Raw genomic sequence first — 15,028 nt, forward strand, 5'->3', positions numbered from 1 at the left:
AGCCTCCGCACCACGGGCGCTGATCCGACGGCCTATACCTGGCGGCGCAATTCACGCTGTTGCACCGCGGCGGAGATGCTCGCCGCAGCAGGCTGTCGTTGCCGGGTCGTTTGGCGTCTTGCCCCATTTTGGGATGGCAGCTGGCAGCGTGATCGGCGCCGCACATTGTTCTCCATTTCGCAATGAGTTAGTACCGGGTCGGACCTGGGGCAAACGAATGCAACGATTCTGGGCCATGATCGATGAGGATCGTCGCCCCCCGCCCGCGGCCCCGCTGTCAGCGTCCTCCATCTCCGCCGCCGCTGCCGCCATTCTGGTAACCTGGGCCGCGCGGGTATTTGCGGGCGTGGAACTGCCGTTCCTGTTCTGCCTGGGGGCCATTCTATATGCGTCGCTGAACGAAGGCTTGGTGTCCGGCCTCGTCGCGACGGGGGTGACGCTCACCGGGACGACGCTGTTCGCCAGTCCGTCGAGCCCGCTGGTCACGGACCGCAACCTCGTCATCGTGACCGCATTTGGGGCGGCCCTGTCGATCACCGGCGAATTGATGCAGCGCGCACGGCGCCGGGAACAGCGGGCCGCGGCCCATGCGCGGCGACGCGAACAGACATTGCAGATCATGTTCGACGATTCGCCCGCGGCGATGCTGGTGGTCGATCCTGCCGATCGGATCGCCGCCGTGAACGACGCGACCGCCGAACTGTTCGGCATAGACCGTCGCGCGTTCGCCGGATTGCCGCTCGACCTGTTCGTGCCGCCGTCGTCGCGCAATGCCGCAGCGCCGCATCGGTCGATCACCGCGGACGGACGAACGCTGCACGTGCGGGTTCTATCGAAGCCCATCCCCCTCGCCGGACGCGCCTACAGCATGCTGTACCTTCGCGACGAAAGCGAGGCGATCAAGGCCGCCGAGCAACTCGCCGAAACGCAGCGCGGACTCTACCGGATCGCGCGAGCCACATCGCTGGGCCAATTGGGATCGTCGATCGCGCACGAGCTCAACCAGCCTTTGGGCGCGATCGCCAATTATCTGGGCGTCGCGCAAGCGCTGCTCGCCGGCCAGACGCCCCAGGTCGCGCCTGCGAACGAGGCGCTTGGCGACGCGCTGCGGCAGGTGTTTCGCACGGCGGCGGTGCTGCGCAAGCTGCGCGAATTCGTCGCCCGGCGGCCGCCGACGTTGCAATGGCTGGACGTTCACGCGCTGATGGAAGACGTCGTCAGGCTGGCGCATTTGGCCGTGAAGGAATCGGGCGCGCAGTTCGAAGCCTGCATCGACCGGGGGCCTGCGGAAATACTGGTCGACGCGGTGCAGATCCAGCAGGTGCTGTTGAACCTTCTGGTCAATGCGGCAGAGGCCGTCGAGAATCGCCCGTCGCCCTCCATCGGACTGCGCAGCTGGAGCGAGCATCCGGACACGCTGACCATTGCCGTCGAGGACAGTGGCCCGGGCGTGCCGCTCAAGGAGGATCGCGATCTGTTCGCACCATTCCAGTCAACGAAAGCCGAAGGGGTAGGGATCGGCCTCACCATCTGCCGCAGCATCGTGGAGGCGCATGGGGGCCGCATCTGGTGCGACAATGAGTCGACGTTGGGCGGCGCACGATTCCTGCTCTCACTACCACGCCGGGATGCATAGGGGACCCATCATGCAGAACGAGTTGCCGATCTACATCATCGACGATGAGCCAGAGATGTGCCGCTCGTTATCGCTGCTGCTCGCGACGTCCGGGGTGCCGGCACGATCGTTCGGCAGCGCCGACCTGTTCCTCGATGCACTGGATTCCCTGCCGATCGGCGTCATCATCTGCGACGTCATCATGCCCGGGTCGTCCGGCCTCGCGCTGGTGCGTGCGCTGCCGCCGCTCGACCGGCCGGACCCCGTCATCGTCATTGCGGGCCATGCCGATATCCCGCTCGCCGTCGACGCGCTGAAGGCCGGGGCGTTCGATTTCATCGAAAAGCCGTTCGAGGCGTCGGTGATTGGCAAGGCGGTGGCGGGCGCCAAATCGCTGCTGCGCGACCGGATGGCCGCCCGGCAACGGCTGGACGCCTTGTCACCACGCGAACGGCAGGTGCTGCACCTGATCAGCCAAGGTGCGACGAGCAAGGAGGCGGCGCGCGCCCTTGGCATCAGTCCGCGGACGGTCGAAACCTATCGCGTGCATCTGCTTGAAAAGACGGGTGCGGGCAGCACCGCAGAGCTGATCCGCCTTGGCGTCGAACTCGATCGGTTGGGCGTGGGATCACTCGCGCCACTCGTCGCGCATCAGCTTGATGCTCAGGCTGTACACTAGCCCGCTCGGCGGCAGGCGCATGATGGCCTCGCACCGGCGGTTGGACGCGATGAGATCGCGCAGGAGGCGCGAGCCGAACCCCGTTTTCGCCGGCATCGAGACGGGAGGGCCATCGATTTCCCGCCATGTCAGATGCAGGGCGGCATCCCCCGCCTCGCTGCGGACCAGCGCCCAGCGGATATCGACCCGCCCCAACGGGCTGGTCAGGGCGCCATGCCGAATGGCGTTCGCACAGAGTTCGTGAAGGACGATCGCGATCAGGTTCGCCCAGCGCGCCGCCAGCGCGACGGACGATCCGGATTGCGCGACGCGGGGGCGCTGTGGATCGTCGAACCTGGCGGTAACTTGCGCCGTTACCTGCTGGATCGAGCAATAATCGCCGGTGACCTCGCATCCGATGCGCGCGACGGCATCCAGGCTGCGCAGGCTATCGATAAAGGCCGCCACGACGGGATTGGCGCCCAGAGGGGCCAGCGACAGGCGGGCCAGCGCGATGGCCAGCGAGACGAGGTTGCGCGAACGATGCACGGCCTCGGTCTGGGTGACGATGTCGAACGAACGGTCTTCGTCGGACGCAATGGAGAGGCTGACGATCCGGCCGTCGTCCGTGGTCGCGGGGATCGTGACAGGCAATCGCGACACCGCGTTCAGGCTGCCATCGTGCAATCGACCGGACCGTATCGCGCCGTCCGCGTGGTCCGTGATCCGGATGGACGCGGGCAGGTCCTTCCACTGGATCGTCAGATAGACCGGCGATGCTTCGACGGACATGATGCGACGCTCCTCGCATAGGCGGTTCATGAGCGGGACGCGCCAGCGTCCGCCCCCGGGCGCACCCTGCTGCCGGAGCGGCCTGTCCAGCAATTCCGAAACAATACGGATCGCATGCCGCGGGGTGATCCGTAATCGCGCGAATGTTCGGAAGGCCCTGGCAGTCGTAGCGATAGCGGCAGGAGGTGCGTCATGCCGGACACAGTTTTGCATCGGGCGGTGAAAGGGAAAACCGACGATCGGCACGGCCGGCTGATGCCCGCCCTCAGGGTGGATGCCCGTGCCGACCGTCGCAGGCGGCCGGGCTCCATCCTGCCGGATCGGTTCCGGGATCGCCGGGCTTGCCCCAAAGCCCCCCGCGTGGTGCCCGGCGTGGCCACGATGGCTGGCCGATCAGGACGACAGCCACTTCCGTCCTGAATCCCGGCGGTCGTCGCTCGCACCTCCCCCAGGTGCGAGCGGCACTGCCGATCGAAACGAAACCCGAAGATCTGCGGCGGTCGTCACGGACGCGGTCGTCGCGCGCGGTGCATTGCCGCGGGATCTGCCTGTCCGTCATCGTGCGGCCCGCCGATCCGCGCGGTGTGTTCCAGGCCGGACGGCGACCCCTTCGCCGGCCGTTCACCCAACGACAGTTGGTCAACAGGAGCACTTGCCATGAAGAAAGCTATCTACAGTTCGCTGTCGGTTCTTGCATTCGCGATCGCCGTGCCCGCCGCAGCGCAGACATCGGGCACGGTGACCGGCGGCGCCGGCATCGGCATCGGCGTCGGCGGCTTCACCAACGGCGCCATCGATACCTCGGCGGTGAGCGGGACGAACAATCAGGCGCTCAGCGTCGATGTCACCCGCAACATCTCGGCATCGTCGGGCAGCGGCTTCGGCGGCACGATGAACATCAGCAGCGTGCCGGCCGGGTCGAGCTATGCCGTGGTCGGCGGCGTCGGGACGTCCGGATCGTCGATCGCCGCGAACATCGATGCGGCGAACAACGGCACCATCACCACCACCAGCTTCAATGCGGGCCTGTACGGTGGTCTGACCGGCGGTTCGGCGGCGCTCAACATGCAGGTCATGAACTTCGGCCAGAGCACCGCCGACTTCAAACTGGTCAGCTCGTTCGACGCGACCCACTCCGACCAGTTCAATCTCACCTCGACCGACTGGACGATGGCCGGGGCGGCAGGTGCCACCGCCTTCGGCTTCGGCTCGCTCGGCTGGGACGTCGATTGATCGACCAACTCGGGGTGGCGCGGCCGCCACCCCATTTCTTGAAGAGGGAGAGGGAAGATGAAACGTGTCCTGGGTCCAGCCGCCGTTCTCGCGCTCCTGCCACTGAGCGCCGAGGCGCAGCAAATGGAGGCGCAGTCGAGCAATACGGTCAACGTCATGGCCATCACCGGGCCGCAGACCGACGTTCCCACACGGCAGGAGGTCGTCTACGGCGGGCACACGTGGACGACGCCGAGCGCCCAGGGCAGTTATTTCGGCGGTGCCAATCCGTGCCTGATCGGCAGCGGCGGCGGCGCTGCGGGCGGCCCCATCGCCTTCAACATCAACGTCGGCAAGAGCGACGAGGGGTGCCAGCGCCGGTCCGATGCGGCCGCGTGGCATGCCATGGGTTTCGACAATGTCGCGGTGGCGCGCATGTGTCAGGACATCAAAAGCGCGGATGCCTTTTTCGCAGCCACGGGAGAGGTCTGCCCCGGGGCGATGGCCACGCGATACAAACTCGCGGACGGCTCGCCGGCGCGCCCCGCGGCGCTCGTCGCGAACAGCCGTGCGATACCCGGCAACCAGTATAGCGGCCCCGTCGACCTCACCAGCCCGCAGGTGCAGGCCGCGATCCGCGCCGAGGCCGCAAAGATGCTGCGGTCGCAATCGAACGTGAGCGCTCCGCCACCGGGCGCATCGCCGTCGATCGGAAGCGAAGTGCCATTGATGAGGAAGTGAGGCGGTGAGCGGACATAGGCTCGCAGATCGTCGGCCATCGTTTGCGCGCCGAAGGGACATTGGTGGAGCCGCGGCGCAAGGGGTGGCCGGGCGACGTCGGGTCGGTGCTGACCTTCCGCCATTCGCCTGACGTTTACGCGTTGCGCCCGCGCCGACGCCATCGCATGCTCCGCCGCAAAGCGCTGGGGGAGACGAGACATGCGGAACGGGTGGATGATCGCTGGACTGCTCGCCCTTCCGACGGGCACGGGCGCGCAGGTATCGCCGACGACCGTGCCGCCCCCCGCCGCGGTCCCGGGGGCAGGCAGCGCGCAGGGCGACGTGTCGGTCACGATCTACAATGGCGACGTCGCGCTGGTGCAGGACGTCCGCCAGCTCACCCTCGCCGCCGGCCGTGTCCGCCAGTCCTTCCCGGACGTCAGCGCCCAGATCCGGCCCGAGACGGTGTCGCTCACGATGCCCGACGCCGGCATCGTCGAACAGAATTTCGACTATGATCTGCTCAGTCCGTCGAGCCTGATGGAGAAGGCGGTGGGCGAGACGATCACGCTCGTCCGCACCAACCCCGCCACCGGCGCGGAAACGCGCGAGCGCGCGCGGGTGCTGGCGGTAAACGGCGGTGTCGTCCTCGACATCGGCGGGCGGATCGAGGTGCTGCGCGACGACGGCCTGCCGGTACGTGCAGTGTTCGACCGTGTGCCGGAATCGCTGCGCGCGCGCCCGACCCTGTCGGTGACGCTGGCGAGTGCGCGATCGGGAACGCGCCCTGCAACGCTGTCCTATCTCACCCGCGGCCTCGGCTGGAGCGCCGATTACGTCGCGCTGTTCGACGACAAGGCCGGCACGGTCGACGTGCAGGGCTGGGTGACGCTGCGCAACACGACCGGCACCACCTTCACCAATGCCAAAACCCTGCTCGTCGCAGGCGAGGTGGGCAGCGCGAACGACGAGGACGACGCCCCGGTTCGTCCCCGGCGGCCGGTGCGCACCCCGGTCGGCACCGAGACGTCGGCGCGCGAGCAACTTGGCGACTATTACCTCTACCCGCTCGCCGAGCGGACGACGATCGCCGACAAGCAGACCAAGCAGGTCAGCTTCCTCGACGTGAAGGGCGTTGCTGCCAGCTCGGGCTATCGCTTCGACAACGGCTGGCTCGGCACGGCCGACGCCCCGCGCAGCGCGCAGAGCGTGCTCCGCTTCTCCAATCGTAGCGGCGCCGGCGGGGTCGGCGACGCGCTGCCGGCCGGCACGGTGCGCGTCTACATCCGCGATGCGCGCGGCCAGCCGCAATTTACCGGCGAGAACCGCATCGAACACACGCCGCAAGGATCGACGATCGCGCTGCCGACCGGCGACGCCTTCGACGTCAAGGTGCAGCCGACCGTGGTCGAACGCACCCGGCTCGGCGGCGACCGGTGGCGGACGCGCATGCGCTACACGCTGACCAATGCGCGGCCGCGCGCCGTGACGGTCGAGCTCGTGCAATCGGGCCTCGACTGGTCCGACACGCGGATTACGGAGGAGAGCCGCAAGAGCGAGCGGCCCAATGCCGGCAGCGCGACGTGGCAGGTGTTGGTTCCGGCCAATGGGGAGGCGGTGGTCACCGCGACCTTCGACACGCGCTACTGATGCGTGCGCTGCTGACGGTCTTGCCGGCGTTCATCGCGATCGGCGCCGCGCCTCTGCCTGCGATGCCCGGCGTCGTGACGTCGCCGGCGCCCGCAGCCGTCGCGCTGACCGTCTATCGCGCGCCCTACGGCCAAGGCGCGATGAACCTCGGCTATCTCCAAGGCTTCGCGCTGGTCACCGAAACCCGCCGCATTGCCGTGCCAAAGGGCGCATCGACGCTGCGCTTCGAGGGCGTTGCCGAGGGCATCGTGCCGGTGAGTGCGGTGGTGGAGGGGTTGCCCGGCGGCGTCATCGAAAAGAACCGCGACGCGCGCCTGCTGTCGCCTGCCTCGCTGGTCGACGGGACGCTTGGCCGCACCGTGACGCTGACGCGCACGGATCGCGCCACCGGCCGCCGGGTTTCCGAACAGGCGACGATCGTCGCCGGTCCTGCGAGAGGCGTCGTGCTGAAGACGCGCGCCGGGATCGAGGCGCTGCGCTGTTCGGGCCTGCCCGAGCGGCTGAGCTTCGCCGGCGTGCCCGGCGGACTGTCGGCGAAGCCCGTGCTCAGCGTCGCGACGGTCAGCCCGGTAGCGCGCACCGCCACCGTAAAGCTGAGCTACCTCGCCAGCGGCTTCGACTGGCGTTCGAGCTATGTCGCCACCGTCGCACCCGGTGGCCGCACGCTCGACCTGTTCGCCTGGCTGACGCTCGCCAACGCCAATCCCGAGCGCTTCCCCGACGCGCAGCTCAGCGCGGTGGCGGGTCGCCTCAACCGCGTCTGGACGCCGGGGATCGAGCGCGCCGTCGCAGCGCTGTCGCTGTCCTGTTATCCGCTCGGCACGACGACGTCCGATCTGCCTGAGGAGACGTTCGAGCAGGCCGACGACATCGTCGTCACCGGTTTCCGAATGGCAGCGCCGCCTCCGCCGCCGCCGCCGCCTGCACCGGAGCCGGCACCTGCACCGCCGGCACCGGAGAACCTCGGCGACCTCAAGCTCTACCGCGTGCCGATGCGCGTCACCGTCGCGCCGCGCGCGCAGAAGCAGGTCGCGCTCTTGTCCCGCGCCGGCGTTCCCTTCGATCGGCGGTATCGCGCGCGTCTCTATCCCGGACAGCCCGTCGCGAGCGCGCCGACCCGCATCGTGCTCGCGCTGCGCAACCGCCGTGACGCCGGCCTTGGCCTGCCGCTGCCGGCGGGCAGCACCGCGGTCTATGCCACGCGCAACGGCGAGCGGCTGCTGCTCGGTCAGGGCGCGTTGACGGACCGTGCGGAGGGGGAGTCGTTTCGCATTGCCGCAGGCATCAGCCCCCAGGTGATGGTCATGCAGGAGCCTATTTCTGCCGACATTATGCGGGTGGTGCTGACCAATGCCGGTGCTGCCCCTGCGTCGGTCGACGTGCCGATCGGCACTGCCGGCCAGCGGATCGAAGCGATCGACGCGACGTTGCCGATCGTCGACGGCGCCCGCACCTGGTCGGTTGTCGTCCCGGCAGGCGGCACTGCCGAGTTGCACTACCGCTATTGCTGGGACCGCTGCCAGCGCTAGCCGCGGGGCGCGGGCGACGGGGCATCTCGGCCGATGAGGTTCCTGCTGGCGGAGGACGATGCGGCCACGGCGGAGCCGATCGGCGCCAGCCTCGCCTGTGCGCGATAGACGTCGTTGGGGATGTCGTGGAACATCCGTCCGCGCGCCGGTTGCCTTGCGACGGGCTAACCGGGCGTGGGCGCGGCCGTATCCGTCGTGATACTGGTGACCGCCATAGATCGCTCGACGCCGATCGCACGAATGAAACGAGCGTCGTGGCTGACCACGAGAAGCGCTCCGTCGAACCGTTGCAGGGCGCGCTCCAGAACCTCGATCGACTCGATGTCGAGATGGTTGGTCGGTTCGTCGAGGATCAGCAGCCAGGGCGGCTGCGGGCCGGATAGGGCGGCGGCCAATCCCGCCCGCAGCCGCTCCCCACCCGACAGCGTGCCGACGACCCGCTGCGCGTCACGGTTGCGAAAGGCGAAGCGCGCGCAGGCGGCATGGACCGCTTCTTCGTCCAGCGTGGGGTGGAGGCGGCGCAGGTTGCCGACGATCGTGTCGGCGGCGTCGAGCAGGCCGACATGCTGGTCGAGCATCGCGATCCGCTCGGCGCGTCGGCGAACCGTACCGCTGGCCGGTGCAAGGTCTCCCTTGGCGAGGCGGAGGAGGGTCGATTTGCCAGCGCCGTTACGGCCGGTCAGCGCGACTCGTTCCGGTCCGCGGATCGTCAGCGACCAGGGGCCGAAACGTCGGTCGCCATAAGCGACGGTCGCGTGCTCGATCGAGAGTATCTCGGCCTGCGCCGGGAGGCCGGTGGCGGGGAGGTCGATGGTGAGCGGCGTCAGCACCTCGACCCGTGCCTGGGCGGATGCGCGGGCTTGCACGGCCTCCTCGATCTGCCGTTCGGCGAGCCTGCGACCGTACCCGCTGCTGTTCTCGGCGCGCTCGGCTTGGCGGCCGAGCAGGATTTTCGGCTCCGATCCCCTGGCGGCGAAGCTGCGCCCGGCCTTGTCGCGCCGGTCCTTGGCCTCGCGCGCAGATTGGGCGGCCAGGCGGGTGGTGCGAAGGGCGGCATCGGTGCGGGTCTGTTCGGCCTCCGCACGCGACCGTTCGGCATCGCGTGCCGCCGCGAAGGCCGACCAGCCGCCGCCGACGATGCGATTGCCGATCGGGCTCAATTCGACGATGCGGTCCATGGTTTCGAGCAATGCGCGATCGTGGCTGGCGACCAACAGGCCGCCGCGCCAGCCCGCGATCCAGCGTACGATGGCATCTCGACCTTCGGCGTCGAGATTGTTGGTCGGTTCGTCAAGCAGCAACAGATCGGGCTTGGCGATCGCCAGCCGGGCCATGCCGACCCGCGTCCGCTCGCCGCCGGACAGGCTTCCCATCGGGCGCTCCAGGTCGATGCCGTCTAGGCCGACATCGGCGAGCGCGGCATCGATCGCGGCCGGCAGTGTCCAGTCGGCGGCGTCGAAGTCTGCCGCGGTGCCGTCCCCGGCTTCGATCCTTGCCAGGATCGACAGCGGGCGGTGGACACCGAGCGCCTTGGCGACGCTATCCCCGTCATGCCACAGCTGGGCAAGCCGGTCGACCGTTCCCGCGCGGTGGATTGTGCCGGACACGGGAAGCACGTCGCCTGCGACGATGTGCAGCAGCGTCGACTTGCCCGATCCGTTGCGTCCGACCAAGCCGATGCGCTCGGCGCCGACCGATAGGGTCAGGTCATCGAAAAGCGGTCGGCCGTCAGGCGTGGCGGCGGAGAGATTGGAAAGGGTGAGGAAGCTCGACATAGACACCGTGGCGGACGGAAAGGGCAGGGCGGGTGGCGCTGATCTTCCGGTCGTTCATGGTCGTGGCTCCTTCGGTCTCGTCCCCGATATAGTCGATGGCGACGCCTGCGTCACCCGGGGTCAGACAAGGATCGCGGGCGTCGCCAACAGCCACGGCGCATATTCCCCGCGCCATGGCAGTCGTGCCCTGACCGGGATTGCGTGCTAGAGCCGCCCGCATGTCCAAATCGCACAGCACCGACGGCGTCGTCCTGGTCGACGGCGCCACCTATGAATGGCACCTGCAACGTGAACCGTATCAATCGGACGACGAAGGGTGGAAGGGGATGACGATCGCGCTGCTGCAACGCGATGCCAAGCGCGAAGCCTGGGTGGAATTTCCGCCGCCCAAGCGGCTGTTGAAGGGCTTGCCGCGCGGTCGTTTGCAACTGGATGATGCGACAATCTCGCGATGCGTGCGGGCCGCTCTGTCGGCGGGGTGGGAGCCGACGTCGCGGGGCAAGCCGGTGGTGTTTTCGGTCGATGCCGAAGGCAATTAAGCGGTCGATGCGGGCAGGTCACGACCGCGATCCTGCCTGACCGCGAAAGCCGGCCGTAGCCCGCGGCCGGGACCGATCGCTTTCCATTCGTGCCCGATGGGTTACAGCGGCCGCCTTGCGCGGCGCCACCTGTCGCAGCGCATATGGGTTGGATCGTCAGGAACTACCGTCGCTGTGAATTATCGCCATTCCTTTCATGCGGGTAACAGCGCCGATGTGGTCAAGCACAGCCTGCTGATCGCGTTGGTGCACGCCTTGCAGCAGAAACAGACCCCGCTGACCTTGATCGACACCCATGCCGGCTGCGGGCTGTACGACCTGTTCGGCGAGGATGCCCAGCGGACCGGCGAATCCGCGCATGGCGTGCTGCGTGCCTTTGCCGACCAGACCCCAGTGCTGGACGACTATCGTGCCGCCGTACGGGCGGTGAATGTTGCGGCTGAGCCAAACCTCTACCCCGGGTCGCCCCGCTTTCTGGCGCAGCTGCTGCGCCCGCAGGACGTCCTGATCCTGAACGAGAAACATCCCGAAGATGTCCGCACGCTACGCCGGGCGATGCGCGATACGCCCGCGGCGGTGCACGAGCGCGACGCCTACGAATTCTGGCTGGCGATGGTGCCGCCCCGCACCGCACGCGGCGTGGTGGTGGTCGACCCACCCTATGAGCAGACCGACGAACGCGACCGGATCGTCACCACCCTTGCCGCCGCGCACCGCAAATGGGCGCATGGCGTGACCGTAATCTGGTATCCGCTGAAGGACCGGGCCACGCATTCGCGGTGGAAGGAACAGCTGCACAGGCTCGCCATCCCGAAATTTCTGACGGTGGAGCATTGGCTTTACGACCAGGATCAGCCCGGCATCTATAACGGCGCCGGCCTGTTCATCATCAATCCGCCCTACGCCTTCACCCAGGCGCTGCCGCCCCTGCTGGAGGCGCTGCGCGCCGTGCTGGCACCGGAGGGGCATGACGGCGAGATCACGGCCAACTGGCTGCGCGGCTGACTATCGCGCCGGCTGCTCGGCGACGGTAGGGCCGCGCTGAACGACCGAGTTCAAAAGATGCCGGTTGATCCGCCCGCATGTTTGGTCATGAGAAGCCGACCACCGCATGCGGCACGTAGGGCGCCTCCAGCCGGGCGATCTCGTCATCCGACAGCTCCAGGTCGAGCGCCGCGATGGCATCGTCGAGATGTGCCGGCTTGGACGCACCGACGATCGGTGCCGACACCTCGGGCTTGGCGAGCACCCAGGCGAGTGCGACCTGCGCGCGCGGCACGCCGCGCTCGGCGGCGACGGCGGCCACGGCTTCCACCACCTTGCGGTCCGCTTCCTGCGTAGCGGCATACAGCGTGCGGCCGAATTCGTCGGTGTCCGATCGGGCGGTGGTCTCGTTCCAGTCGCGCGTCAGCCGGCCGCGCGCGAGCGGGCTCCAAGGGATTACGCCGATCCCCTCCGCCGCGCACAGCGGCAGCATCTCCCGCTCTTCCTCACGATAGAGGAGGTTGAGGTAATCCTGCATGGTCGAGAAGCGCGTCCAGCCGTTCGCCTCGGCGACGTGGAGCATCGTCGCAAACTGCCAAGCGAACATCGACGAGGCGCCGATGTAACGCGCCTTGCCCGCCTTTACGACGTCGTGCAGTGCCTCCAGTGTTTCCTCGATCGGCACGTCATGGTCGAAGCGGTGGATCTGGTAGAGATCGACATAATCGGTGCCGAGCCGGGTGAGGCTGGCATCGATCTCCGTCATGATCGCCTTGCGGCTGAGGCCGGCGCCGTTCGGGCCGGGGCGCATCCGGCCATGGACCTTGGTCGCGATCACCACGTCGTCGCGGCGGGTGAAGTCCTTCAGCGCGCGGCCGACGATTTCTTCCGATGTGCCGTCGGAGTAGACGTTTGCCGTGTCGAAGAAGTTGATCCCGGCCTCCACCGCCTGGCGCAGGAGCGGTCGGCTCGTCTCTTCGTCGAGCGTCCAGGCGTGATTGCCGCGATCGGGAATGCCGTAGGTCATGCAGCCGAGGCACAGGCGCGATACGTCGAGGCCGGTATTGCCGAGCTTGATATAGTCCATGGGTCGTCTCGCTTGTTCGGTTTGCCGCATCAACGCACGGGCGGCGATTGTGGCGCTGCCGATCGTTGTTGCTGCGGGTGGGTCTGCGAGGGTCGTGGCGGCCGGTGAATCAGCGCGCGTTGCTGCTGGAGTAGGGCCGGTCCGCGGGGCGCGTCGCCCATGTGGTGTTCGGCGCCGTTTGCATGACGAAGCGTAATTCGCCGCCCGCCATGATCTCATCGTGGCGTAGATAGGCGCGTGTGACGGGTGCTCCGTTCAGCGTGACTCTACCGACATAGGGGTGTCGGTCGTCGAGACCGTCCGCGATGACGGTCAGCGTCCGGCCGTTGGGCAGCGTCAGCACCGCCCGGTTCACGAACGGGCGGCCGATGACATATTCGAGGCTGCCGGGCGTCACCGGGTAGAAGCCCAAGGCGGTGAAGACCAGCCACGCCGACATCTGGCCCAGATCGTCGTTGCCGGACAGGCCATCGGGGGTCGCGCGATACTGGCTGCCGACGATCTGCGTCAGTCGCGCCTGCGTGCGCCACGGCGCGCCGGCATAGCTGTACAGATAGGCGACGTGGTGGCTGGGTTCGTTGCCGTGGATATACTGGCCGATCAGCCCGGCGATGTCCTCGGCATGGCTGTAGTCGAGCTTGGACGTGTCGAAATCGAACATCGCATCCAGCTTTGCGACAGTCGCCGCGTCGCCGCCGAGCGCGCGGACGAGCGCGGCCTGGTCCTGCGGCACGAACCAGCTGTATTGCCAGGCATTGCCCTCCGTATAATCCGATCCGTAGTTGATCGCGGTCGGATCGAACGGCACGCGGAACGTCCCATCGCTCTTGCGCGCGCGGATGAAGCCAGTCTTCGCATCGAAGCTGTTGCGCCAATTTTCCGAGCGCTTTGCGAAGGTTGCGGCGACGTCGGTGCGCCCCATCGCGCGCGCCAGGCGGGCGATGGTCCAGTCGTCGTAGGCATATTCAACCGTCTTCGATGCCGCTTCGGGTTCGCGGTCAATCGGCACGTAGCCGCGCGCCATATATTCGCCGAGCCCGGCATAAGGCGCGTAGGTGGCGCTGGCGACCATCGCCGCCAGCGCGGCATCCGCGTCGAACCCGCGGATGCCCTTCAGATAGGCGTCGGCGATCACCGGAGCGGCGTGATAGCCGATCATCGTCCACGTCTCGCGCCCCTGGAACTGCCAGACGGGCAGGATGCCGTCGGGACTGTGTTCGCGACTGGCGATGAGCGAGCGGACGATGTCGCGGGTCGTGGCGGCCGGCTGCACCAGCGTCAGCAAGGGATGTTCGGCGCGGAACGTATCCCACAGCGAGAAGGTCGATCGGAACGTATAGCCGTCCGCGCGATGCACCTGATTGTCCGGCCCGCGATAGCGACCGTCGACGTCGCCGGCGACGGACGGGGCGAGGAGGCTGTGATAGAGCGCGGTCGCGACCGATCGTTGCATAGGCGCGGGCGCGTCGATCCGCAGCACGTCGAGCGCGGCGTGCCATGCGGTCGCGGTCCGGGCGGCGATCGCGTCGAAATCGCCGGTTTCGCTCAGCAGGTTGGCGACCGCGCCCGCCTCGTCGACCGAGGAAATGGCGCTGGTCACCTCGATCGGGCGATCGGTGGTGCCGAAATCGAACCGGGCGACGAGCGCCCGCCCGGCGCGTTCGGCCACCGCGTCGCTGCCGCGCCCGGGACCCTGGAAGCCCTTGTACGCGACATCGGTCTCGGTCGACACGAAGGCGTGGCCGGTCAGTGGCACCGAAAAGCGGATGGCGAAGCACAGATTCCGATCCGGCGCCCAGCCGCGCGTCTGTCGGCAGCCGGTGACGATGCCGTCGGGGCGCAGCCGGATCGACGACCACAGGACCTTGCCCGGATAATTGTAGAGCGAGCTGCGCAGGTCGAGCAGCAGATGCATCGGCTGCGCCCCGGCGGTGGGGCGATAGCGGGCGACGCCGATCCGCGTCCCTGCGGTGAGTTCGGCGCGGACGCCGCGGTCCTTCAGGGCGACCGCATAATAGCCCGGCCGCGCGACCTCCGTCGCATGATCGTAGCGCGATCGATAGCCCGTCCCGGGCTTGCCGACGTCGCCCGGCTCGAACGGTACGGCGTCGCCTGCCACGGGCATCATCAGCACATCGCCGAGATCCGAATGCCCGGCGCCCGAAAAGTGCGTCAGCGAAAAGCCCTGGATCGTCGGATCCTCGTACCGATAACCGGCGGCATGGCTGTAGCAGGCGCGCAGGACGCAGGTGGTGTCCGTGTCGGGCGAGAATTGCACCATGCCGAACGGCGCGACCGCACCGGGAAAGGTATGGCCTTCGCCGCCGGTGCCGATCATCGGATCGACCTGATCGTACGTCGATTGCGCCAGGAGCGGCGTCGCCGCAAACCCGGTCAGCAGCGCCAGAAGCATACGGAAGCAAAGGGTGGTCATCGGACAGTTAGAGCATTCCCCCGGTATCAGGGG

The 15,028-nt window shown here is 67.9% G+C and carries 12 protein-coding genes; 8 read left to right on the plus strand and 4 right to left on the minus strand.

Annotated elements, in window-relative coordinates:
• Window positions 1-235: 235 nt before the first annotated feature.
• Both GGR47_RS03570 and GGR47_RS03575 read left to right on the plus strand, forming a co-directional pair.
• Entirely contained in the window at window positions 236-1,636 is a 1,401-nt protein-coding gene (locus GGR47_RS03570; protein WP_147034946.1) for a sensor histidine kinase, read from the plus strand.
• Between the two features lie 10 nt (window positions 1,637-1,646).
• Window positions 1,647-2,294, plus strand: a complete 648-nt coding sequence (locus tag GGR47_RS03575; RefSeq protein WP_017978006.1) for a response regulator transcription factor — start codon at window positions 1,647-1,649, stop codon at window positions 2,292-2,294.
• On the opposite strand, the gene GGR47_RS03580 is transcribed toward GGR47_RS03575, so the two are convergent.
• A complete protein-coding gene (locus tag GGR47_RS03580) occupies window positions 2,244-3,311 on the minus strand; it encodes a hypothetical protein (protein WP_244304932.1) in 1,068 nt (355 codons plus the stop codon). The genes GGR47_RS03575 and GGR47_RS03580 overlap by 51 nt on opposite strands.
• 411 nt (window positions 3,312-3,722) lie before the next feature.
• On the opposite strand from GGR47_RS03580, the gene GGR47_RS03585 reads away from it, so the two are divergent.
• The 4 genes from GGR47_RS03585 (at window position 3,723) to GGR47_RS03600 (ending at window position 8,176) form a co-directional block, all read left to right on the plus strand.
• Window positions 3,723-4,298: a hypothetical protein gene (locus GGR47_RS03585; protein WP_063688080.1), complete on the plus strand. Its 576-nt coding sequence runs from the start codon at window positions 3,723-3,725 to the stop codon at window positions 4,296-4,298.
• Between the two features lie 57 nt (window positions 4,299-4,355).
• Window positions 4,356-5,018 (plus strand): hypothetical protein, encoded by a 663-nt coding sequence (locus tag GGR47_RS03590; RefSeq protein WP_244304931.1) that lies wholly within the window; start codon window positions 4,356-4,358, stop codon window positions 5,016-5,018.
• Between the two features lie 198 nt (window positions 5,019-5,216).
• On the plus strand, window positions 5,217-6,647 hold the full coding sequence (locus tag GGR47_RS03595) for a DUF4139 domain-containing protein (RefSeq protein WP_147034908.1): 1,431 nt from the start codon (window positions 5,217-5,219) through the stop codon (window positions 6,645-6,647).
• Window positions 6,647-8,176 carry a DUF4139 domain-containing protein gene (locus GGR47_RS03600; protein ID WP_147034907.1) on the plus strand — a complete coding sequence of 510 codons (1,530 nt, stop codon included), beginning with the start codon at window positions 6,647-6,649 and terminating at the stop codon, window positions 8,174-8,176. Before GGR47_RS03595 ends, GGR47_RS03600 begins: the two co-directional genes overlap by 1 nt.
• Before the next feature lie 164 nt (window positions 8,177-8,340).
• Here GGR47_RS03600 and GGR47_RS03605 read toward each other — a convergent pair whose 3' ends face one another.
• On the minus strand, window positions 8,341-9,951 hold the full coding sequence (locus GGR47_RS03605; protein WP_147034906.1) for an ABC-F family ATP-binding cassette domain-containing protein: 1,611 nt from the start codon (window positions 9,949-9,951) through the stop codon (window positions 8,341-8,343).
• A 218-nt stretch (window positions 9,952-10,169) separates the two neighbouring features.
• Between GGR47_RS03605 and GGR47_RS03610 the strand changes: the two genes are divergently transcribed.
• Both GGR47_RS03610 and GGR47_RS03615 read left to right on the plus strand, forming a co-directional pair.
• Window positions 10,170-10,490, plus strand: coding sequence for a hypothetical protein (locus GGR47_RS03610; protein WP_147034905.1), 321 nt, complete (start codon window positions 10,170-10,172; stop codon window positions 10,488-10,490).
• A gap of 174 nt (window positions 10,491-10,664) precedes the next feature.
• Window positions 10,665-11,495, plus strand: coding sequence for a 23S rRNA (adenine(2030)-N(6))-methyltransferase RlmJ (locus GGR47_RS03615; protein WP_147034904.1), 831 nt, complete (start codon window positions 10,665-10,667; stop codon window positions 11,493-11,495).
• An 85-nt stretch (window positions 11,496-11,580) separates the two neighbouring features.
• Here GGR47_RS03615 and GGR47_RS03620 read toward each other — a convergent pair whose 3' ends face one another.
• The gene (locus GGR47_RS03620; protein WP_147034903.1) at window positions 11,581-12,561 is read right to left on the minus strand and encodes an aldo/keto reductase; all 981 of its coding nucleotides are present in this window, start codon (window positions 12,559-12,561) and stop codon (window positions 11,581-11,583) included.
• 109 nt (window positions 12,562-12,670) lie between these two features.
• Window positions 12,671-14,995, minus strand: a complete 2,325-nt coding sequence (locus GGR47_RS03625) for a GH92 family glycosyl hydrolase (RefSeq protein WP_147034902.1) — start codon at window positions 14,993-14,995, stop codon at window positions 12,671-12,673.
• Window positions 14,996-15,028: the final 33 nt, after the last annotated feature.

The organism is Sphingomonas aquatilis, from assembly GCF_014196115.1.
GTDB lineage: Bacteria > Pseudomonadota > Alphaproteobacteria > Sphingomonadales > Sphingomonadaceae > Sphingomonas > Sphingomonas aquatilis.